Origin of the sequence: Salipiger marinus (assembly GCF_035481585.1) — a bacterium.
GTDB classification, from domain to species: Bacteria; Pseudomonadota; Alphaproteobacteria; order Rhodobacterales; family Rhodobacteraceae; genus Salipiger; species Salipiger marinus.
Genome location: NZ_JAYKSL010000007.1, coordinates 231,483 through 252,639, shown reverse-complemented (window position 1 = coordinate 252,639; position 21,157 = coordinate 231,483). Strand labels below are relative to the sequence as shown.

Annotated in this window: 16 protein-coding genes and 3 pseudogenes; 6 read left to right on the top strand and 13 right to left on the bottom strand. The window is 64.2% G+C overall.

Translation table 11 applies throughout. From position 1 onward, the window contains the following. Nucleotides 1–368 precede the first annotated feature (368 nt). From VK682_RS11960 to VK682_RS11945, 4 genes are all read left to right on the top strand, one after another. Nucleotides 369–1,385: a TRAP transporter substrate-binding protein gene (locus VK682_RS11960; protein ID WP_324781984.1), complete on the top strand. Its 1,017-nt coding sequence runs from the start codon at nt 369–371 to the stop codon at nt 1,383–1,385. Nucleotides 1,386–1,455: 70 nt separating this feature from the next. Further along, on the top strand, nt 1,456–2,028 hold the full coding sequence (locus VK682_RS11955; protein ID WP_324781983.1) for a TRAP transporter small permease: 573 nt from the start codon (nt 1,456–1,458) through the stop codon (nt 2,026–2,028). Between the two features lie 13 nt (nt 2,029–2,041). Further along, nucleotides 2,042–3,346: a TRAP transporter large permease gene (locus VK682_RS11950; RefSeq protein WP_324781982.1), complete on the top strand. Its 1,305-nt coding sequence runs from the start codon at nt 2,042–2,044 to the stop codon at nt 3,344–3,346. Between the two features lie 63 nt (nt 3,347–3,409). Then, nucleotides 3,410–4,267: a DeoR/GlpR family DNA-binding transcription regulator gene (locus tag VK682_RS11945; RefSeq protein ID WP_324781981.1), complete on the top strand. Its 858-nt coding sequence runs from the start codon at nt 3,410–3,412 to the stop codon at nt 4,265–4,267. A gap of 172 nt (nt 4,268–4,439) precedes the next feature. On the opposite strand, the pseudogene VK682_RS11940 reads toward VK682_RS11945, so the two are convergent. Further along, a pseudogene (locus VK682_RS11940) lies at nt 4,440–4,611 on the bottom strand (DUF932 domain-containing protein); the annotation flags it as partial. 9 nt (nt 4,612–4,620) lie between these two features. After that, a pseudogene (locus tag VK682_RS27360) lies at nt 4,621–4,908 on the bottom strand (IS30 family transposase); the annotation flags it as partial. A gap of 43 nt (nt 4,909–4,951) precedes the next feature. Between VK682_RS27360 and VK682_RS11935 the strand changes: the two are divergent. Continuing rightward, nucleotides 4,952–5,224, top strand: a pseudogene (locus VK682_RS11935) (integrase core domain-containing protein); the annotation flags it as partial. Nucleotides 5,225–5,287: 63 nt separating this feature from the next. Here VK682_RS11935 and glpK read toward each other — a convergent pair. The 8 genes from glpK to glpD all read right to left on the bottom strand — a co-directional run bounded on the left by glpK (nt 5,288) and on the right by glpD (nt 14,525). Beyond that, a complete protein-coding gene (gene glpK / locus VK682_RS11930) occupies nt 5,288–6,790 on the bottom strand; it encodes a glycerol kinase GlpK (protein WP_324781980.1) in 1,503 nt (500 codons plus the stop codon). Nucleotides 6,791–6,888: 98 nt separating this feature from the next. Next, nucleotides 6,889–8,604, bottom strand: coding sequence for an ABC transporter substrate-binding protein (locus VK682_RS11925; RefSeq protein ID WP_324781979.1), 1,716 nt, complete (start codon nt 8,602–8,604; stop codon nt 6,889–6,891). Between the two features lie 68 nt (nt 8,605–8,672). Then, a complete protein-coding gene (locus VK682_RS11920) occupies nt 8,673–8,948 on the bottom strand; it encodes a DUF2160 domain-containing protein (protein WP_089846426.1) in 276 nt (91 codons plus the stop codon). Between the two features lie 12 nt (nt 8,949–8,960). Further along, nucleotides 8,961–9,824 (bottom strand): carbohydrate ABC transporter permease, encoded by an 864-nt coding sequence (locus VK682_RS11915; protein ID WP_324781978.1) that lies wholly within the window; start codon nt 9,822–9,824, stop codon nt 8,961–8,963. Nucleotide 9,825: 1 nt separating this feature from the next. After that, nucleotides 9,826–10,695, bottom strand: a complete 870-nt coding sequence (locus VK682_RS11910) for a carbohydrate ABC transporter permease (RefSeq protein WP_089846424.1) — start codon at nt 10,693–10,695, stop codon at nt 9,826–9,828. 39 nt (nt 10,696–10,734) lie between these two features. Then, complete coding sequence (locus tag VK682_RS11905; protein ID WP_324781977.1) at nt 10,735–11,808, bottom strand: ABC transporter ATP-binding protein; 1,074 nt, start codon at nt 11,806–11,808, stop codon at nt 10,735–10,737. Nucleotides 11,809–11,821: 13 nt separating this feature from the next. Continuing rightward, nucleotides 11,822–12,910 (bottom strand): ABC transporter ATP-binding protein, encoded by a 1,089-nt coding sequence (locus VK682_RS11900; protein WP_324781976.1) that lies wholly within the window; start codon nt 12,908–12,910, stop codon nt 11,822–11,824. A 49-nt stretch (nt 12,911–12,959) separates the two neighbouring features. Then, nucleotides 12,960–14,525: a glycerol-3-phosphate dehydrogenase gene (gene glpD / locus VK682_RS11895; protein WP_324782007.1), complete on the bottom strand. Its 1,566-nt coding sequence runs from the start codon at nt 14,523–14,525 to the stop codon at nt 12,960–12,962. A 234-nt stretch (nt 14,526–14,759) separates the two neighbouring features. Between glpD and VK682_RS11890 the strand changes: the two genes are divergently transcribed. Beyond that, nucleotides 14,760–15,530 carry a DeoR/GlpR family DNA-binding transcription regulator gene (locus VK682_RS11890; RefSeq protein ID WP_089846416.1) on the top strand — a complete coding sequence of 257 codons (771 nt, stop codon included), beginning with the start codon at nt 14,760–14,762 and terminating at the stop codon, nt 15,528–15,530. A gap of 299 nt (nt 15,531–15,829) precedes the next feature. On the opposite strand, the gene VK682_RS11885 is transcribed toward VK682_RS11890, so the two are convergent. Genes VK682_RS11885 through VK682_RS11875 form a run of 3 tightly spaced genes read right to left on the bottom strand, consistent with a single transcriptional unit; the run spans nt 15,830 to nt 21,142 of the window. After that, nucleotides 15,830–17,665 carry a SulP family inorganic anion transporter gene (locus VK682_RS11885; RefSeq protein WP_324781975.1) on the bottom strand — a complete coding sequence of 612 codons (1,836 nt, stop codon included), beginning with the start codon at nt 17,663–17,665 and terminating at the stop codon, nt 15,830–15,832. Then, a complete protein-coding gene (locus VK682_RS11880; protein ID WP_324781974.1) occupies nt 17,628–19,205 on the bottom strand; it encodes a sulfatase family protein in 1,578 nt (525 codons plus the stop codon). The genes VK682_RS11885 and VK682_RS11880 overlap by 38 nt, the downstream gene beginning before the upstream one ends. Continuing rightward, on the bottom strand, nt 19,205–21,142 hold the full coding sequence (locus VK682_RS11875) for a TRAP transporter permease (RefSeq protein ID WP_324781973.1): 1,938 nt from the start codon (nt 21,140–21,142) through the stop codon (nt 19,205–19,207). Before VK682_RS11875 ends, VK682_RS11880 begins: the two co-directional genes overlap by 1 nt. Nucleotides 21,143–21,157 lie beyond the last annotated feature (15 nt).

Here is a 21,157-nt window from a genome sequence, read left to right as displayed (position 1 = left end):
GCACGCGCTACGGTGAACTGACAGGATTTCAGTAATCGACGGCATCGACCTCTGCCTTGCTCGTATGTGGTGCCGGAGAATCGTGATCGTCTCCGCTGCAGAGCCTACCGTTGCTCATTTGTGGTAGAAAGTGAACGAAAATTTTTTCTTGGGTGACATATTGCGTGGATCTCGGCGCAAATTTACTGAAAGATCCGAAATTCATGCCAAAAGTGAGCAAATTCTATCATATTTTGTGACGTTAAGTGAAACTTTCTTGACGAAAGAGGTTCGGTTGTGCCTGCATGCACGCATCATTGTGTACGCATCAATGATCGGCGCGGCGTACGCCTCCGTCCGAAACGATAGCAATCGCAGGGAGCTTTACCATGACACTCACTCGTCGCGCGTTCATGCGCACCGCCACCGCTACCGGCGCGCTCGTCGCGTTCGCCAGTCCCGCCCTAGCCAATGTCCGCTGGGACATGTCGGACGAATACGGTGCGACATCCTCCACCGGTCAGGCGTGCAGCTTCTTCATCAAAGAGATGAACAGGCGGGTCGGCGACCAGCTGACTATCAACTATCAGGGCGGTGGCGCGCTCGGCTATAAGTCGATCGACCACTTCGACGCCGTGCAGGATGGCGGTGTGCAGGCAGCGGTCACGCTGATGACGCAGCTTGGCGGCATCGACCCGCTGTTCAACCTCTCCTCGCTGCCTTTCATCGCCGCCAATCTCGACGAGGCCTATCTGCTCTGGCAGGCCGCGCGAGAGGAGTACGCGAAAGTGTTCGAGGAAAACGACATGGTGCTGCTCTGGGCCATGCCCAACGCGCCTTCGGGCATCCACGCCAAGATGCCCATCACCTCGACCGATGCTCTCTCCGGCCTGCGCATCCGCACCTATGACGTGAACGGCACGCAGACCCTCAAGAACGCCGGCGCGGCACCGTTGCAGGTGGCATGGTCCGACCTGATCCCGCAGCTGTCGACTGGAGGCCTCGACGCCGTCCTGACCTCCGCGGATGGCGCGATCCAGCTGTCGATCTGGGACTACCTCAGCGACTTCAGCGAACTCAGCTATGCCATGGGCTTGTTCATGTGCCACGTAAACAAGGACGAGTTCGACGCCCTGCCCGAAGAGGTTCAGATCGCGATGCTCGAGAGCGTCGATGCCTGCGACGCCTTCAACTGGGACACCATCCGCGCCTCCATCGACACCGCCTACACCACGATGGCCGAGAACGGCATGACGGTCACCCGCAATGGGGATGTTCCGGCAGAGGTCTTCGAACATCTGCAGGCCGCTGGCGAACAGGTCCGCGAGAGCTGGCTGGCCGAGACCGGCGAGCGCGGCGCGGCGATCCTCGCACGTTTCGAGGAGCTGAAGTCCCAACAGGGCTGAGCCACTCCTTCCCCGCTGCGTCCCCTTCCGGGGGCGCGGTTCTTGCGACTGTTGAACCATGGAGCACGCCGTGAGCCCAGAACTCCCCGAGATCGAAGAGCACCATCACCCCGACCGCAACGACGATCCGGTCTGGCTTGCCGCCATTGCCCGCGTCTCGACGATCCTCAACCGGACCGCAGCCGTCGTCTCTGCCGCCCTTCTGGTTGGAATGACGCTGCTCATCCTGCTCGAGATCTGCATGCGGATGTTCTCCACCTCGACCTATATGGCTGATGTCCTTGTCGGCTTCGGCGTTGCCGCCATTACTTTCCTCGCGGCTCCCTGGGCTCTCGAGGAGGGCGCCATGATCCGCGTGACCGCGCTCACCGACCAGCTGTCGGGCGTGCTGCGTTGGATCGTTGAAGCCTTCGCGATCTCGACCTCCGCCGGCATCATGGCCTTCCTCGCGATACACCAGTGGTCCGCGGTCACGAAACTCTTCGCGCGCGGCTCGGTGAGCGAACACCTGATTCCGATTCCTCTGTGGATCCCTGAAAGCTTCTTCTTCGTCGGCCTCGTCCTGCTCCTGCTGCAGATGGTCGTGCGTGCGACCCGTCTCGTCGTGGTCGGCCATGCCGACGAACACGCCCTGACCCTCTGACCGGAGAGACCCCATGTCCATCACGTTTTCCGCCACGGTCATCCTGCTGCTTCTCGTCGTCTTTCTTGGCTCCGGCGCATGGATCTTTTCCGGCCTGATGCTGGTCGGCGCCTCGGCGATGTATTTCGTCCTCGATTTCAGCGACGCCCGCATCGGCACCATCGCCACCAAGGTGATCTCTTCCTCCGCCATTTCCTGGGAGCTGGCCGCCATCCCAATTTTCATGTGGATGGGCGACATCATCTTCCGCACCGATATCTCGCAACGCCTCTTCCGTGGCCTTGCGCCGCTGGTCGCACGCATCCCCGGCGGCCTGCTGCATACCAACGTCTTCGGCTGTACCGTCTTCGCGGCGATCTCGGGGTCCTCCACCGCCACCACTGCGACGGTCGGCAAGATCACCATCCCCGAATTGCAAAAGCGCGGCTACGACTTGCGCCTCGCCGCAGGCTCTCTCGCCGGCGCGGGCTCTTTCGGTCTGCTGATCCCGCCCTCGATCGCCATGATTGTCTACGGAGTGCTTGCCGAAGTCTCCATTGCCAAGCTCTTTGCCGGCGGTGTCCTTCCCGGTCTAATGATGGCCGGCCTCTATGCGGGCTACATTGCGCTCATCGCGATCCTACATCCCGAGCGCGCCCCGCGTTTCGAAGGCACCGTAAACGCGCGCGCCATTGGCCGTGGGCTCGTGGAACTGCTGCCGATCATGCTGCTGATGTTCGTCGTGCTCGGTTCGATATACTCGGGCATCGCCACGCCTTCCGAGGCGGCGGCGGTCGGTGTCTTCGGGGCGATGGTGATCACCGTGGTCACCGGGCAGTTCACGCTCAAACTCATGCGGGACAGTCTAGCGGCGACCATCCGCGTCTCGGCAATGATCCTCATGCTGATCGCTGCGTCCTCGTTCCTCTCCGCTGCCATCGCGTTCCTGCAGCTGCCCAATCAGATTACCGGAGCCATCTCGGCACTCGACCTGTCGCCTTACGGCGTCCTGCTGATCCTCGCGGGTCTCTACATTGTGCTGGGCATGTTCCTTGATGGCACCTCGATGACCGTGATGACGGTGCCCATCGCGGTTCCGCTCATCGTGCAGGCTGGCTTCGACCCGCTATGGTTTGGCATCTACCTCGTCATCATGATCGAGATGAGCGCCCTCACACCTCCGGTCGGACTAAACCTCTTTGTTCTGCAGGGTCTTACCCAGCGATCGCTTGGCGAAACCGTGCTCGCAACGATGCCCTTCTTCCTGCTGCTGTGCCTCGGAACGGTCATTCTTGCCGTCTTTCCGCAGATCGTTCTCTGGTTACCTAGCCTGCTTTGACGCAAATAGCTTAGATACCGGTAACTTCATCACACCGACTAAGCACCAGATTAGGAGGTCCACTTGCGGAAGTCAGAGGACACATTGAATGAAGAGATGCTGCCGGCAGAACGTCGTCAACATCTCATCGACTGGTTCAAGCAGAACCAAGCGGGATCCGGTCAGGATCTTGCCCGGATGCTGGGCATTTCAGTATCAACCATTCGCCGCGATCTTGACGTCTTGGCGAGCGAGGGTCTCGTTCGGCGCACCCATGGTGGCGCAGTGGCGATCCGTTCGCGCTCGAGCTACGAGCCGTCCACCGATCTGTCACAGCGGATAGCGGTCGAGGAAAAGCTGGCTATCGTGGGTGAGGCTCTTACTCTCATCGAGCCGGGCCAGTCCCTCCTGATCGATACTGGCGCGGTCATTTGTCACCGTCTGGCCGACGAGATCGCAAAGATTGACTTTCCACTGACGGTCATCACAAACGATCTCTACGTAGCCAAGCAATTGACGTACCGCGACAATATTACCCTGATCGTGCCAGGAGGCGCATGTCGTGTCGGCTCTTTCAGCTTGTTGGGGGAACCCGGCCTGGGTTTCCTGAAGAATATCCACTGCGATATCTTCTTTACGTCGGCCACCGCAATCGACGAAAGCGGCACGTCGGAGACAAATCTGGAGCTGGGGCACATGAAGCGAGCAATGGTCGCCGCGGCAAGAGAGGTCGTGCTCATTGCGGACAGCAGCCGGTTCATGTCCTGCGCGCTCCACCGCACGGTCCCCATCAACTCCATTGATCTCATCATAACAGACGGAGGGCTGCTCGAAGAGGACCGCGCTAAGTTTCCGCCGCACAAGCCGCGCTTCAAGATCATCGACAGGCCTCAATTGGCCGTGCCGGACGCGGATGATGTTGGTCCGAATACGCCCTCCTGAATTGTAGATTTAGAGATGCCGAACATCTGAGCCAGCCCCATTGCTCTGCCCCCTGAAAACTGGACCGTTCGAAGCTGGAGTTTTCGGCTAAGCTTTCCTGGCTGGGAGAGCAGCGCAAACCCCCAAGGACTCTCGTTATGAACGAGAGACGACCGGGGGCAGGTCAGCGGTCGTCCTCGGCGCCCCAGAGATTTCTGGTGCTGGCAGACGGCACGTAGTTTGAAGCTCGAAATGCCGAGCGTCTTGGCGCCGACTTCGGAATTCTAGCAATAAAAGCCCAGGAAATAGAGAGCGGGCGATCCGTCCGGCAACTGGCCGGCCTCGTTCGGAAGGAGGTTGTCGACCGGCTCTGTTGCACAAAAGAGCCTTTCCTCGCGTTCCGCAAAGCAAAGGCTATGGCCTTTGAGCGCCGTGGCCGAAGGTGAGAGATATGTGGGAGGCATTCCGCCAGAACTCCGAAACCATCGGGGTCCGACCGGAGCGGACACTCCCGCTGCGACGGCGGCCTCCTCGCTGAACAGCCCCGCTGCAATCTCCCGCCAGAACCGGCACAGATGCTCACGCTGCCAGACTGGCGGCCGACCTGGCGAGGATAATTTGCTTCGCGTCAAGCGCTCTGACTTCCGTCTTCCAGTCGTCATCTACACCTCCAAGGTCAAGGTGTTGCGACGACCGGTTGAATCCGCCCAATACTGTTCGCACGACTATAAGAAGATCCTGCGCGAGCATGGGTTCAAGGTGTCGATGAGCGGCAAGGGCAATTGCTACGATAACGCCGCCGTTGAGACCTTCTTCAAGACGATCAAGGCCGAACTGATCTGGCGCCGCACGTGGGAGACCCGACGCCAGGCCGAAACCGCCATCTTCCAATACATCAACGGCTTCTATAACCCGCGCCGTCGGCACTCAGCATTGGGAGGCAAAAGCCCCTTGGCCTTCGAACGCCAAGTGGCCTAAACGAGCACTCGGAGCGGCACAAGTACGTGACAGGTCCAGTCTTACGGTACATCCAGCCCCGGTTCAGACCGACAGCGTCGCCTCGACCGCCCTGCGCCATGCGGCGTGGCGTGTTTCGCGCAGCGCGGTGGGCAGGGACGGGGTGAAACGGGTGCCGCAGGTCCAGTCCTCCGAGAGGCGCTCCGCGTCAGGGTAGATCCCGGCCCGATGCCCGGCAAGCCACGCGGCCCCGAGCGCCGTCGTTTCGAGCCCCTGAGGCCGATCCACCGGCGCGCCGATGATGTCGCTGAGGAACTGCATGGCGTAATCCGAGGCGCTCATGCCGCCGTCCACCCGAAGGATGGCATCAGGACTGTCGCGCATCGCCGCCTCGAACCTGCCGCCCATGTCGGCGCGCATCGCGTCCAGAAGGTCACGGGTCTGGAAGCCGACCGACTCCAGCGCAGCACGGGCGATTTCCGCAGGGCCCGAGCCACGCGTAAGGCCAAAGACCGCGCCGCGGCACTCTGCGTTCCAGTAAGGCGCGCCGAGCCCGGTGAAGGCAGGAACGAAGATCAGATCCTGTGCCGGATCGGCGCGCTCTGCCAGCCTCTGCGTCTCGGAGGCCTCGCGCACGATCATCAGCCCGTCGCGCAGCCATTGCACCACAGCCCCTGCGATGAAGATCGACCCTTCGAGCGCGTAGGTCGGCTTGCCGTCGAGCTGGTAGGCGATGGTCGTCAGCAGCCGGTGCGTGCTGCGAACGGGCGTGTCGCCGGTATTGAGCAGGGCGAAACATCCGGTGCCGTAGGTGGATTTCATCATGCCAGGGCGAAAGCAGGCCTGCCCGACGGTCGCCGCCTGCTGGTCCCCCGCGATCCCCAGAATGGGGATGGGCCGGCCAAAGAGATCGGGGCGCGTCATCCCAAACTCGGCCGCGCAATCGCGCACCTCGGGCAACATCGCGGCGGGAATGCCCAGCCGGTCGCAGATGGTGGTGGACCAGCGCCCCTTGTGAATGTCGTAGAGCATGGTCCGCGCGGCATTGGTCGCATCGGTCGCGTGCACCGCCCCGCCGGTGAGGTTCCACACCAGCCAGCTGTCGACGGTGCCGAAAAGCAGTTCTCCGGCTTCGGCCCTGGCGCGGGCGCCGTCGATATGTTCAAGAATCCACGCGATCTTGGTGGCCGAGAAATACGGATCAAGCAGCAGGCCCGTGCGGTCCGTCACCGTTTCTTCGAAACCCTCGGCTTTCAGGCGGCGGCACAGGTCGGCGGTGCGCCGGTCCTGCCAGACAATGGCATTGTGAATGGGTCGCCCGCTGGCGCGCTCCCAGACCAGAGTCGTTTCGCGCTGGTTGGTGATGCCGATGGCGGCGATCTCGGCGCCGCCCGCGCGTTCGATGGCGGCGCGGCAGGTCGCGGCGGTGGTGGACCACAGGTCCGACGGGTCGTGTTCGACCCAGCCCGAGGCGGGGAAATGCTGCGCGAACTCTTCCTGCGCCGAAGCTTTGATGCGCATCTTCTCGTCAAAGAGGACGGCGCGGGTGGACGTGGTGCCCTGGTCGATGGCGAGGATATGGCGCATGGCAAGCCTTTCCCGTGAGGCCGGGAGCCTTTTCGGTTGGTCGGAATGTCTGGGGGGAGGGGATGCCGGGGCCAGCACATGGCCCCGGCGCGGCAGGTTTACTGCCAGCTCTTGATCAGCTCGTCATAGGAGATGGTCTTGGGTTCTTCATCCTCGTTCTCGAGCTTGGCCTTGGGCGAGCCTTCCTGAGACAGCCAGTATTCCGGGTCCTGCTCCTCGTTGAGCTTCGGACCAATGTCGCCCTGGATGCCCGCGCGCTCGAGACGCTCCATCACCCGCTCTTGGTCCGCGCAGAGCGCGTCGAGCGCCTCTTGCGGGGTCTTCGCGCCGGACATGGCGTCCCCGATATTCTGCCACCACAGCTGCGCCAGCTTGGGGTAGTCGGGAACGTTGGTGCCGGTCGGCGACCATGCCACCCGCGCGGGCGAGCGGTAGAATTCCACCAGGCCGCCCAGTTTCGGCGCGCGCTCGGTGAAGCTCTCGTGGTTGATCGAACTGTCGCGGATGAAGGTCAGACCCACATGCGACTTCTTGGTGTCCACGGTCTTCGACGTGACGAACTGCGCATAAAGCCATGCCGCCTTGGCGCGGTCCTCGGGGGTGGATTTCATCAGCGTCCAGCTGCCCACGTCCTGGTAGCCGATCTTGGTGCCTTCTTCCCAGTAGACGCCGTGCGGCGAGGGGGCCATGCGCCATTTCGGCGTGCCGTCCTCGTTCATCACCGGCAGGCCGGGTTTGACCGTGTCGGCGGTGAAGGCGGTGTACCAGAACATCTGCTGGGCGACGTTGCCCTGCGCCGGGACCGGGCCTGCCTCGGAGAAGGTCATGCCCATGGCGGCGGGCGGCGTGTATTTCTCCAGCCACTCGATGGCCTTTGTCACCGCATAGACCGCTGCGGGGCCGTTGGTCGCGCCGCCACGGGCCACGCAGGAGCCCACGGGCTGCGAGTTCTCGTTGACGCGGATGCCCCATTCATCGACCGGCAGGCCGTTGGGCTCGCCCTTCGATCCGGCACCGGCCATGGACAGCCACGCATCGGTGTAGCGCCAGCCGAGCGACGGGTCCTTCTTGCCGTAATCCATGTTGCCATAGACTTCGGTGTCGATGCCCATGTGCGACAGGTCGCGTCCGGTGAAGAATTCTGCGATGTCCTCGTAGGCGGACCAGTTCACCGGAACGCCGAGGTCATAGCCATAGGCTTCCTTGAAATCGGCCTTGTTCTTCTCGTCGTTGAACCAGTCGTAGCGGAACCAGTAAAGGTTCGCGAACTGCTGGGTCGGCAGCTGATACAGCTTGCCGTCCGGCGCCGTGGTGAAATCGGTGCCGATGAAATCGTCCAGATCCAGCGTGGGCGAAGTCACGTCCGCACCCTCGTTCGCCATCCAGTCGGTCAGGTTGCGCACCTGCTGATAGCGCCAGTGGGTGCCGATCAGATCGGAGTCGTTGACATAGGCGTCATAGATGTTCTCGCCCGACTGCATCTGCGTCTGCAGTTTCTCGACCACGTCGCCCTCGCCGATCAGGTCGTGGGTGAGGTTGATGCCGGTGATGTCCGAGAATGCCTTGGCCAGCACCTGACTTTCATATTCATGCGTGGTGATGGTTTCCGAGACGACCTTGATATCCATGCCGCGGAACTGCTCGGCGGCGTCGATGAACCACTGCATCTCGGCTTCCTGCTCCTCGCGGGTGAGCGCGGACTGGTCGCCGATCTCGGCATCGAGGAACGCGCGTGCGGCCTCCATGTCGGCGAAGGCGGCGGTGCCCATCAGGGTCATCGCCAGCGCCATCGCGGTGGTGTTTCTAAAGTTCATGGTTCTCCTCCCATTTTGAACCCGTTGGAATATGCCGCCCCGGCTACGCGGGGTCGGCGGATGCATCGTCAGACCCAGCGGAACACCGCTGCGGCGTAGACGAGACAGACGGCCATAGCCCAGGGCTGGGTGTCGACTCCGACAAGCCCCAGCCAGGCGAGATTGATGAAGGCGCTGCCAAGCAGCGTGACGAAAAGCCGGTCTCCGCGCGTGGTCTCGGTGCGCAGGATGCCGACACGCGGCGTTTCGGGAAATTTCACCGCAAGCACGGTGAAGATCACCAAGAGCAGCGCGATGATCGCGAAGAAGGCCGCCGTGGGCCAGGTCCATGCCATCCAGTCCATGTCAGGGCTCCTTCAGACTCGGCCCAGGGCAAAGCCCTTGGCGATGTAGTTGCGCACGAAATAGATCACGAGCGCGCCGGGGATGATGGTCAGGATGCCCGCCGCTGCCAGCAGCCCCCAGTCGATGCCGGATGCCCCCTGCGTGCGGGTCATGATCGCGGCGATGGGTTTCGCGTCCACCGTGGTGAGCGTGCGCGACAGCAGCAGTTCCACCCAAGAGAACATGAAGCAGAAGAAGGCCGCGACCCCGATGCCGCTGGCAATGAGCGGGGTGAAGATCTTGATGAAGAAGCCGCCGAAGCTGTAGCCGTCGATATAGGCGGTCTCGTCGATTTCCTTGGGCACGCCGCGCATGAAGCCTTCGAGGATCCACACCGCCAGCGGCACGTTGAACAGGCAATGCGCCAGCGCCACCGCGATATGGGTGTCGAAGAGCCCCACCGAGGAATAGAGCTGGAAGAAGGGCAGAGCGAAGACTGCCGGCGGCGCCATACGATTGGTCAGCAGCCAGAAGAACAGGTGCTTGTCGCCCATGAAGTGATAGCGGCTGAAGGCATAGGCCGCGGGCAAGGCCACCGCGAGGCTGATGACCGTGTTCATCACCACGTAGATCAGCGAGTTGACATAGCCCATGTACCAGCTCGCATCGGTGAAAATGGTCACATAGTTCTGGAAGGTCAGCTCGCGCGGGAAGAGGGTGAAGTCGCCGAGGATCTCGGCATTGGTCTTGAGGCTCATGTTCAGCAGCCAGTAGATCGGCAGAAGCAGGAACAGGAGATAGAGCGTCATCACCACGGCGCGGGAATTGACCCGGAAGCGGGGGCGTGTATTGGCGCCTCCGGCGGTGAGCTTTTCGGGGATGGCGGTGGCGGTCATCTTACATCCCCTTTTTGTCGAGGTTGGTCATCACGGTGTAGAACACCCAGGAAATCGCCAGGATCACCAGGAAGTACATCAGCGAGAAGGCGGCGGCGGGGCCGAGGTCGAACTGCCCGAGGGCCATCTTCACAAGGTCGATGGACAGCAGCGTGGTGGCGTTGCCCGGCCCGCCCCCGGTGACCACGAAAGGCTCGGTGTAAATCATGAAGCTGTCCATGAAGCGCAGCAGGATGGCGATCATCAGCACGCCCATCATCTTGGGCAGCTCGATGTAGCGGAACACCTTCCAGCGGCTGGCCTGGTCGATCCGCGCGGCCTGATAATAGGCGTCGGGGATGGATTTGAGGCCCGCAAAGGCCAGCAGCGCCACCAGCGAGGTCCAGTGCCAGACATCCATGACGATGATCGTGACCCAGGCGTCGAAGATGTTCTGGGTGTAGTTGTAATCCACCCCGAGCTTGGCCAGAGTATAGCCCAGCAGGCCGATGTCCACCCGCCCGAAGATCTGCCAGATGGTGCCGACCACGTTCCACGGGATCAGCAGCGGCAGCGACATCATCACCAGCACGAAGCTGGACCAGAAGCCCTTTTTCGGCATGTTGAGCGCCACGAAGATGCCCAAGGGAATCTCGATGGCAAGGATGATCGCCGAGAAGGTCAGCTGGCGGCGCAGCGCGTTCCAGATGCGCTCGTCGTTCAGCATCTCTTCGAACCATTCGAGCCCGGCCCAGAAGAACTGGTTGTTCCCGAAGGTGTCCTGCACGGAATAGTTCACCACCGTCATCAGCGGGATCACCGCCGAGAAGGCCACCAGCAGCAGCACCGGCAGCACGAGGAACCACGCCTTGTTGTTCTGTGTCTTGTTCATTGTTTCCTCCCCGGGGCGTCTCCCGCGCTCCTTCGGTGCTCAGGCGGCGCCCGGCACCCTCCAGTCGTTGACGTAGACGTTCACATGCGCCGGATCGAAGGTGACGCGGGTCATGTCGGGCGAAATGCTCTCGTCCTCTCCGGCAAGGACGTTCAGATCCTGCCCGAAGAAATCGGCGCGCACGATCTTGTGGCGGCCCACGTCCTCGACGCGGCGGATCTTGACCGGCAGGCCCTCGTCACGGCTGAGGCGCGCGAACTCGGGGCGCACCCCGATCTCGACCTTGCCCGACAGGCCGCTATACCCGCGCGTCAGGCGGATTTCCGAGCCATTGACCATCGCCGTGCTGCCGTTCACCTGCGCCGGGATCACGTTCATCCCGGGCGAGCCGATGAAATAGCCCACAAACGTATGCTCGGGTCGCTCGAACAACTCCTCGGGCGTGCCGATCTGCACCACGCGGCCGTCATACATCACCACTACTTTGTCGGCGAAGGTCAGCGCCTCGGTCTGGTCATGGGTGACATAGATCATCGTGTGCCCGAACTCGTGATGCAGGCGTTTCAGCTGGGTGCGCAGCTCCCATTTCATATGCGGGTCGATCACCGTCAGCGGCTCGTCGAAGAGCAGCGCGTTGACGTCCTTGCGCACCATGCCGCGCCCGAGGCTGATCTTCTGCTTCTCGTCCGCGCCAAGGCCGCGCGCCTTGCGCTTCAGCATGTGTTCCATGCCGATCATCTTGGCGATCTCGCCCACGCGCTCGGCCACATAGGCCTCGTCGCGGCCCCGGTTGCGCAGCGGAAAGGCGAGATTATCGTGCACCGTCATCGTGTCGTAGACGACCGGGAACTGGAACACCTGCGCGATGTTGCGCTCGGCGGTGGGGGCGTGGGTCACGTCCTTGCCGTCGAAGAGGATGCGCCCCTGCGACGGGTGCAGCAGGCCGGAGATGATGTTCAGCAGCGTGGACTTGCCGCAGCCGGAGGAGCCGAGCAGCGCGTAGGCCTCGCCGTCGATCCAGTCGTGGTTCAGTTCCTTCAGCGCGAAATCGTCCTCGGACACGGGCTGCGGCTTGTAGCTATGTGCAAGATTGTCGAGCGTGATGCGTGCCATGATCAGCCCCCCCTCAGGCCGCAAGCGCATAGGCGGCGGGCGCGACCAGCGCGCCGTCTTCGCCGAAGATGTAGACATGCCGGGCGTCGAGCCAGAGGTCGAGATCGGCGCCCAGCGTCAACTGGTGCACGCCGTGGATCAGGCCGACCCAGCGTTCGCCGTGGTGATCGAGATGCACGAAGGTTTCCGAGCCGGTCAGCTCTGTCACGGTCAGCTTCGCGGTGAACTTCATCGCATCGGGCGCGTGGCGGCGGATTTCCAGATGGTTGGGCCGGAACCCGGCGGTATAGCGCCCGTCGGGCAGCTCTGCGAGCTTGCCCTTGGCCTCGGTGCCCTGTCCGTCGCCGAACATCAGGCGGCCCCCCGTCTTTGACACGGGCAGGAAGTTCATCGGCGGATCGGAGAACACCCCCGCCGTGGTCGCGTCCACGGGCTGGCGATAGACCTGCGGCGTCGGGCCGAACTGGGTGATCCGCCCCTCATGCAGCGTGGCGACATTGCCGCCAAGCAGCAGCGCCTCTTCGGGTTCGGTCGTGGCATAAACGAAGATGGCGCCGGATTTCTCGAAGATCTTCGGGATCTCGACCCGCATCTCCTCGCGCAGCTTGTAATCGAGGTTCGCCAGCGGCTCGTCAAGCAAGACCAGCCCCGCGTTCTTCACCAGCGCCCGCGCCAGCGCGCACCGCTGCTGCTGGCCGCCGGACAGTTCCAGCGGCTTGCGGTCCAGCATTGGCGTCAGCTTCATCAGATCGGCGCTTTCACGCACGCGGGCGTCGATCTCGGACTTGCTCACGCCCATCAGCTTCATCGGAGAGGCGATGTTGTCATAGACCGTCATCGACGGGTAGTTGATGAACTGCTGGTAGACCATCGCCACCTTGCGGTCCTGCACGCGCATCCCCGTCACGTCAGCGCCCTGCCAGATCACCTTGCCGGTGGTCGGCACATCGAGTCCGGCCATAAGCCGCATCAGCGAGGTCTTGCCCGCAACGGTCCGCCCAAGCAGCACGTTCATCGTGCCGTTGTCCAGCGTCAGGTCGGTGGGGTGGATGTGAACCTGCCCCTCGACGACCTTCGACACGCCTTGAAGTTCAAGCGTCATCGCATCCTCCCTGTGACCGCTTCACCCGTCGGGCGCGCGGCATCTCCTCTTATTCCGCGGCGGCGTATCGCGCCTGCTCGCGGCTCATCCAGTCGTCGAGCGCGGCGACCTGATCCTCCTTCAGGCGCAGCCCCAGCTTGTTTCTGCGCCAGACCACATCCTCGGCGGTCCGGGCGTATTCCTTGCGCATGAGCCAGAGCACTTCGCGCTCGGTCAGCGTAGCGCCGAACGCGCGGCCCATATCATGTTCCGTAGCGGCACCCTCGCAGATCGTCGCCGCCTCGGTGCCGTAAGCACGGACGAGGCGGCGGGCCCAGGCGTCCGTCAGGAACGGGTGCGCGGCCTGCACCTCGCGGATCAGCCCGTCGACGCCGTCGACCGGGAAATCGCCGCCCGGCAGGGGCACCCCCGCCGTCCAAGGCGCGGTCTCGCGCCCCAGCGCGGTGCCGATCTTGTCCAGCGCGCTTTCGGCGAGCCGGCGATAGGTGGTGATCTTGCCGCCGAAGACGTTGAGCATTGGCGCGCCGCTCTGCTCCAGCGTCAGCGTGTAATCCCGCGTCGCCGCCGTGGCGCTGCTGGCGCCATCGTCATAAAGCGGCCGGACGCCGGAATAGGTCCAGACGATGTCCTCGCGGCCAAGCTGGCGTCTGAAATACTGGTTGGCGAAGGCCAACAGATAATCCTGTTCCTCGGGCGTGCATTCGGGGCGCTGCGCGGGGTCGAGGTGATCCTTGTCGGTGGTGCCGATCAGGGTGAAATCGGTCTCGTAGGGGATGGCGAAGATGATCCGCCCGTCGGTGCCCTGAAAGAAATAGCATTTATCGTGATCGGTCAGCCGCGGCACGACGATGTGGCTGCCGCGCACGAGGCGCACCCCCTCGCGGCTGTTGGCGCGGATGGTGCCGCGCAGGATCTCGCCCACCCACGGCCCGCCTGCGTTGACGATCATCCGGGCGCGGTGCCTGTGCTGCGCGCCGGCCGCATCCTGCGTCTGGATTTCCCAGTGATCGCCGCTGCGATCCGCCGAGATCACTTTGGTTCTGGTCAGGATCTGCGCGCCGCGCGCTTCGGCATCGCGGGCGTTGAGCACGACCAGCCGGGAATCCTCGATCCAGCAGTCGGAATATTCGTAAGCGGTCTCGAACCGGTCCTGCAGGGGCGCACCCTCGGGGCTGCCTTTCAGCGACAGCGAGGTGGTGCCCGGAAGGATCTTCCGCCCGCCGAGGTGGTCATACATGAAGAGCCCGAGCCGGATCAGCCAGGCGGGGCGGCGGCCCTTCATCCACGGCATCACGAAGGTGAGCAGCTTCGATGCGGGCGTTTCGGATTCGAAGCGCATCGACGGATGCCAAGGCAGCACGAAGCGCATCGGCCAGGAAATATGCGGCATGGCGCGCAGCAGGGTTTCGCGTTCGATCAGGGCCTCGCGGACGAGACGGAATTCGAAGAATTCGAGATAGCGCAGCCCGCCATGGAACAGCTTGGTGCTGGCCGAAGAGGTCGCGGAGGCAAGATCGTTCATCTCGGCAAGCGTCACGGAATAGCCCCGCCCCGCCGCGTCGCGGGCGATGCCGCAGCCGTTGATCCCGCCGCCGATCACGAACAGATCGACCATGCCGGACCGCCCCTCCTTCGTGTGATCGATGCCCCGCACAGTCTTCTCCTCACGCTGGCGTGCCGGATTTGTGCGCGGTTTCTTTCGAGAAAGCAAGAATGAACTTTCGCTCTCTTTCGTTTTTTGGCAAAACCGCACATAACCGCGCATACATCCACAGCAGGGTAAGGGACGCGGCAGGGTTGCGCCGCGCAAGGCAGCGTGCCAGTTTTCGCCATCAGCACGGGCCCGGACATGTCGCAGAACTTTCGCCACACAGAAATCCTCGAGATCGCCCGCAAGGACGGCAAGGTCACCGTCGAGGGCCTTGCGCAGCATTTCGGGGTGACGCTCCAGACCATCCGGCGGGACCTCACCGATCTGGCCGAGAACGGCAAGCTCGAGCGGGTGCACGGCGGCGCCATTCCAGCGTCGGGCACGGCGAATATCGGATACGAGGAACGGCGCAGCCTGCATGCCGAGGGCAAGCAGGCCATTGCGCGCGCCTGTGCCGCGCGCATTCCCAACGACATCTCGCTGTTCCTGAGCATCGGCACCACGACCGAAGCCGTGGCGCAGGAGCTGCTTCAGCATCGTGGGCTGCTTGTGGTCACCAACAACATGAACGTCGCGAATACGCTTGCGCTGAACCCTGCCTGCGAGGTCGTCGTCACCGGGGGCAGCCTGCGCCGTTTCGACGGCGGCCTGATCGGAAGCCTTGCCACCGAGACAATCCGGCAGTTCAAGTTCGACCTGTCGGTGATCGGCTGTTCCGCCATCGACCTCGACGGCGACCTGCTGGATTTCGACGTGCAGGAGGTCGGCGTCAGTCAGGCAATCCTGCGCCATTCGCGCAAGACCTTCCTCGTTTCGGATCACTCGAAACTGCACCGGAGCGCGCCGATCCGAATTGCCTCTCTGTCGCAAATCCAGAGCGTCTTCACCGACGCTCCGCTGCCGCAAGCCTTGGTGAAGTCCTGCGCAGACTGGAAAACCGAGCTGGTCGTGGCACCCGGGGGCGGTTGACGCATCAAAGCCCCTGTGACCTGCCGCCGGCAGGGCGGGCGCTGCGCGCTAGAAGGGCGGGATGGGCAGCAAGTCCATGCGCATCAGCGGACACAGCCAATAGCTCATGGGGGTCCAGATACCATCCGCGCTGCAGCTTGGTCAGGCCGGGACGGAACAGCGGGCTCTTCGGGATCAGCATCTGCATCATGCCGGTGAGCGGGCTTGCGCGAGCAGATCGTAGATCGGGATCTTCAGCAGCGCGAGGCCCCACCGTCCTGCGCGGCGGCCGAAAAGGGCAGCAGCGCGGTTCCGCGCGGTCAGTCGGACGGCGGAGGCGCGTCCGGACCCGGACGGCTGGCGCATTCGAGGAAGATCCGCTTGCGGCAGGCGGCGCAAATGGCGTCGTCAAGCTGAGGCACGATCCGGGCGATGGCGTCGCCCTTGGACAGGTGCAGCCGGTCGCGGGTCAGATTGCGGACGACCTTGAAGCGTGCAAGCTTGGTGAGGGTGCGCGGGGTCTTTACCTGAAGGTGCAGGGCTCCGCCCATGCGCTGGCGCCGCTGCGCCTCGTCAAGGATCAGATCGGCCCCGGCAAGGTCGATGTCGCCGCCACCCTTGACGATGAACAGCATGGTTTTCTGCAGCGGCCGCTCGCGGTCCAGCCGCCGGAACTCGCGGCGCAGGAATTCGACGGAACCGAAGAAAAGCGGCCCGTCAAGCCGACAGACCATCAGCTGCGGGCATTCTTCCAGCCCGTTGGGGGCGGCGTGTTTGAACACCCGGCCCGGTGTGGCGGGATCCGGGGCGCCCTGTCCGAGAAAGGGCCGCGCGGCGCTGCGCAGAAAGAAGCCCAGCGACAGCAGAACCCCCACATAGATCGCCGTTTCCAGATCGACCAGCAGCACGGTGACGAAGGTGACCCCGGCGATGATCGTCTCGGTCGAGGAAGAGGTGACGAGATGGCCGATCTCGCGGAAGTCGATCAGCCTCAGGGCGACCAGCATGATCACCCCGGCGATGCCCGGGATCGGCACCATGGCGAAGGCCGGCGCGACCATGAGCAGGATGCCGAACAGGAAGACACAGGAAAACAAGGCCGCAAGCGGCGTCCGCGCGCCTGCGTCATAGTTGATCCCGGACCGGGTGAAGGAGGCCGAACTGGGATAGCAGCGGAAGAAGCTGCCGATCACGTTCGACAGGCCCTGAGCGAGGAATTCGCGGTTGCCGTCGATCATCTGCCCCGAGCGCAGCGCCAGCGCCCGCGAGACCGACAGCGCCTCGAGCAGGCCGACGATGGCGATGGCCATGGCGCCGCCGCCAAATTCGCGCAGATCGCCCAGCGAGAGCTCGGGAAGGGCGGGGCTTGGCACGATCTCCCCCAAAGGGCCGATGGTGGCGATGCCCGCCCCGGCGCCGCCAAGCGCGAGGCTGAGGCCGGTGGCGCCCATCAGTGCCGCAAGATAGTTGGGCCATAGCGGCCGCCAGAGCCGGATCGCGAGTCCGATGGCAAAAGCCGCTCCGGACACCACGAGCGCCCGCCAGTCCGCCGCCAGCGCGCCCTGCGGCAGGGCCGACAGGAAGGCGCCAAGATCGCTCGCAGAGGGCAGCGGCGCTCCAAGCACATGCTGCAGCTGGCTCAGCGCGATGAGCAGGGCGGCGCCCGTCACGAAGCCGGTCATCACCGAATGCGAGACAAAATCCACCAGTGCGCCCAGTCGGGCGAGGGCGAAGGCCAGCTGGATGAGTCCGACCATCAGGCACAGGGTGATGGCGGCGGCAATGTAACCGGGCGATCCCGGCACATGGTGTTCCGAAAGCGTGGCGAAGAGCATGATCGACAGCGCCGTGGTCGGCCCGGACACCGCATGCCAGCTTGAGCCCAGCAGGGCCGCGATCAGGCACGAGACCATCGCGGTGTAAAACCCGTATTCCGCTGGCAGCCCGGCAATGGCGGCAAAGGCCACGCCCTGCGGCAACACCAGAGTGGCCCCGGTGAGTCCCGCCATGAGATCGGCGCGCAGCGCGGGACGGCTGCATTCTTCGATCCAGTCAGGCCTCAGGGCGGTCGCCCGCACCCGCAGAGGGCGCGGCGGCTGGCTTGCGCGGGGCATCGGATCAGGCGCGGGCGACGGGCGCCGGGGCGGTTTCGGCATGGGCCAGTTCGGCCTGCATCAGCTGTTCGAGCAGCCGCAGCTTGACCGGCCCGGCCTCGGGCGCGTCCCAGAGGTTTCTCAGCTCCGCCGGATCGGTCTCCAGATCATAAAGCTCGCCCCATCCCAGCCCCTGAAAGACCGAGAGCCGGTAGCGCGCATCGCGCAGGGTGCGGATATTGGGGCAGACATCCAGCCCGTCCATCCGCGCCTGATGGGCATACTGGATCAGCACGGCCTCGGGGGCGCTCGCCTCGGACAGCAGGTCGCGCCCCTGCATCCCCCAGGCCTGCTCGATGCGGGCGCGCTCGAGAATGGTGGCGCCGATGTCCAGCGTCTGGCCAAGCCGGTCGCTGCGCGTGCCTTGTTCGCCCTGCGGATCGGCCCAGACGAAGGGCACGCGGGTGATCTGCTCGTATTGCTCGGATCCCTTGAACAGCAGCCGGTGATCGCCGAGGTGATCGCCATGGTCAGAGGTGAAAATGGTGACGGTCCGCTCGCCACGCCCGCTGTCGGCCAGCGCCGCCTGCACCCGGCCCACCGCGTCGTCGATCATGCTGACCATGCCGCAGGTCAGCGCGTGCGCCTCCTGCGCCTCGCGCGCCGTGCAGCCGATGGCGTTCATCCCCTGCAGGTTGGCGGTCCCCGCCTCGCGCGCGCCCAGAACCCCCGCCACATGCGGCGGCGGCGTCCAGTCATTGGCGGTGAAGGCGGCGGGCACCGGCATGTCGGCGGGATCATACATGTCCCAATAGGCGCCCGGCGGGTTGAACGGGTGATGTGGGTCGGGCCAGCTGACCATCAGGAAGAAAGGCCGGTCACCATCCCTGCGCGCCTTGAGCCAGGCGCAGGCGCGTTCGGCGATGTAGGAGGTGGAATAGAGTTCGGGCGGGATCGCGGTGCGCACCGCCTGCGGACAGGTGTAATCATGCGGCAGCTGGTTCTTGGCCCCCATCTTGCCGCCCAGATCGGGATCGCGCGCCAGCGCCCAGCGGGTGTAGTCGCCGCCGACATGATCGCCATGGCCGGTGACCAGTTCGACATGGTCGAAGCCATAGAAGGGCACCGGCACCGCCGGCATCTCGCCGGACCAGAAATCCGGCTCCTCGACGTGATAGAGGGGCGCAGCGAAATCATGCCGCACGGCCTCGCGCAGCGCGCCGCCAGCCTTGTGATAGCCGGGCCGCGCTTCGGGCGGGGTCAGGACCGGGGCGATGCCGGTGAAGGTCTGCAGGTGGCTTTTGCCGATCAGCGCGGTGTCATAGCCCGCGTCGCGCAGCAGCTCGACAAAGGTCACGTTGCGCTGCGACAGCGGGATGCCGTTGAAGCGCACCCCGTGGCCCGAAGGCATGCGCCCGGTCATCAGGCTGGCGCGGTTCGGCATGCAGACCGGGCTTGCCACATAGAAGCGGTCGAAAGCGGTGCCGCGCGCCGCCATGGCATCGATATGGGGCGTCCGCACGACCGGATGGCCGTAACAGCCCAGATAATCGGCGCGGTGCTGGTCCGTGATGAACAGGATGAAGCTGGGACGGTCGGACATCAGGAGGCCTCGGCGGGTTGGAGTTTCGCGGCGCGGCGCCAGACGGCGAGCGCAACACCCAAGGCCAGCGCGGCAAGGCCAGCAAGCACATAGGGCGACAAAAGGGTGAAGGCGCAGGCAAGGCGCAGCAGGCGCTCCCAGACCGGCAGGCGCTGCCGGTCGAAGCCGATCAGCGCGCTGGAGGCGAGGTAGAGCGAGGCCGCGAGCGTCAGCAGCGAGAAGAGCAGGAAGCCGAGCGGGGCTGCGGCAGCCGCCTCTGTCCCCAAGAGCAGCGCCGGGTTGTAGACGAAGGCGAAGGGCACGAGGAAGATCATCGCGCCGATCCGTGTCGCCTCCACCGCCGTGCCGATGGGCCTGCCTTTGGAGATCGAGGCGGCGGCATAGGCGGCGATGGCTACCGGTGGGGTGATCACCGAGGCGACCCCGAAGAAGAAGACGAACATATGCGCGGTCAGCAGCTCCACGCCAAAGCCGGTGAGCGTGGGGCCCATCACCGCGACGATGGCGATATAGGCGGGCAGCGTCGGCATCCCCATGCCGAGCACGATGCAGCCCGCAGCGGCGATCAGCAGTGCCGCCATGAGCGAACTGCTGGCAGCATTGGCAAGAAGCACCGCAAATTTTGTGGGAATGCCCGTCGCATTCAGCGTGGAGACCACGATGCCCACGATGGCGATGGCGATGGCCAGCTGCGCGACGGTCTTGCCGCCCTCGGCCAGCGCCTCCACCAGCTTCCACGGCGCGCGGCGGATCTCGGGATTGATCAGGCTCATGGGGATCAGCAGCAGGATGGCCGCGATGGAGGCGCCCGCTGGCGAGAGGCCCGAGAGCAGCAGCCAGACGATCAGCGCGATGGGGCCGAAGACCAGCGCGAGGTTGATCCAGTCCTGTCCGGCGGGCGGGTCAAGCGCATCTTCGTCCGCGCCCGAGGTGATGCCCAGCTTTTCGGCCTCGAAGAACACCGCAAGGAAAAGGCTCACATAATAGGCGATTGCAGGGATCAGCACGGCAAGGATCACCGCAAGATAGCTGACCCCCACGATATCGGCCATGACCAGCGCCGCAGCCCCCATGATGGGCGGCAGGATCTGCCCGCCGGTGGAGGCGGCGGCCTCCACCGCGCCGGCGAAATTGCCGGAAAAGCCCCGGCGGCGGATCATCGGGATGGTCACCACGCCGGTGCCGACGACATTCGCCACGGCGCTGCCCGAGACGGTGCCGAACAGCGCCGAGGCGGAGATCGCCGCATAGGCCGGGCCGCCGCGGAACCTACGCATCAGGTGGAACGAGATGCGGATCATCGAGCCGCCCGCGCCGCAGCCTTCCAGCACGGCCCCAAGGATGATGAAGGGCAGCACCGTCGACAGCACGATGCCCATGATGTTGCCAAGGATGCCTTGGCTTGCGTCATACCAGATGTTCTGGGCGATGAACTCGTTCATGTCGCCGACAAGGGTCTGGAACACACCCGGCCAATAGGGGCCGGTGGCCAGATAGGCGAAAACCGCGGCGCCGAGCAGGGCGATGGGGGCCCCCCAGAGCCGCCAGCAGGCGATGATCGACAGCCCGGCGGGAAGCGTCGCCAGCCATGCCTCGCGCGCGGTGAAGAACATGAAGCTGTCCTTGAGGATCATCGACACCTGATAATAGTCCCAGGACACCCAGCTCATCAGCGCGAGTGCCAAGGCATAGCCGGGCAGATGGAAGACCGTCAGCCGGCCGTCCCGGGCCAGACGGTGGGCGTCCCAGAGCAGGAAGCTCAGGAAGCACAGCCAGTAGAAAAGCGGTCGGAACCAGTCGAGCGGGAAGGGGCCGACGCGTGGCAGAATTCCGTAGGTGGGCAGGACATTGGCCAGTCCGGCAAGGGCGATGACAAGTCCAACGGCGAGGCCTGCCCGATGCAGGGCCTTCACCCTGCCTGTGGTCATGTCGGTCATGAGCTGTTCTCCTGA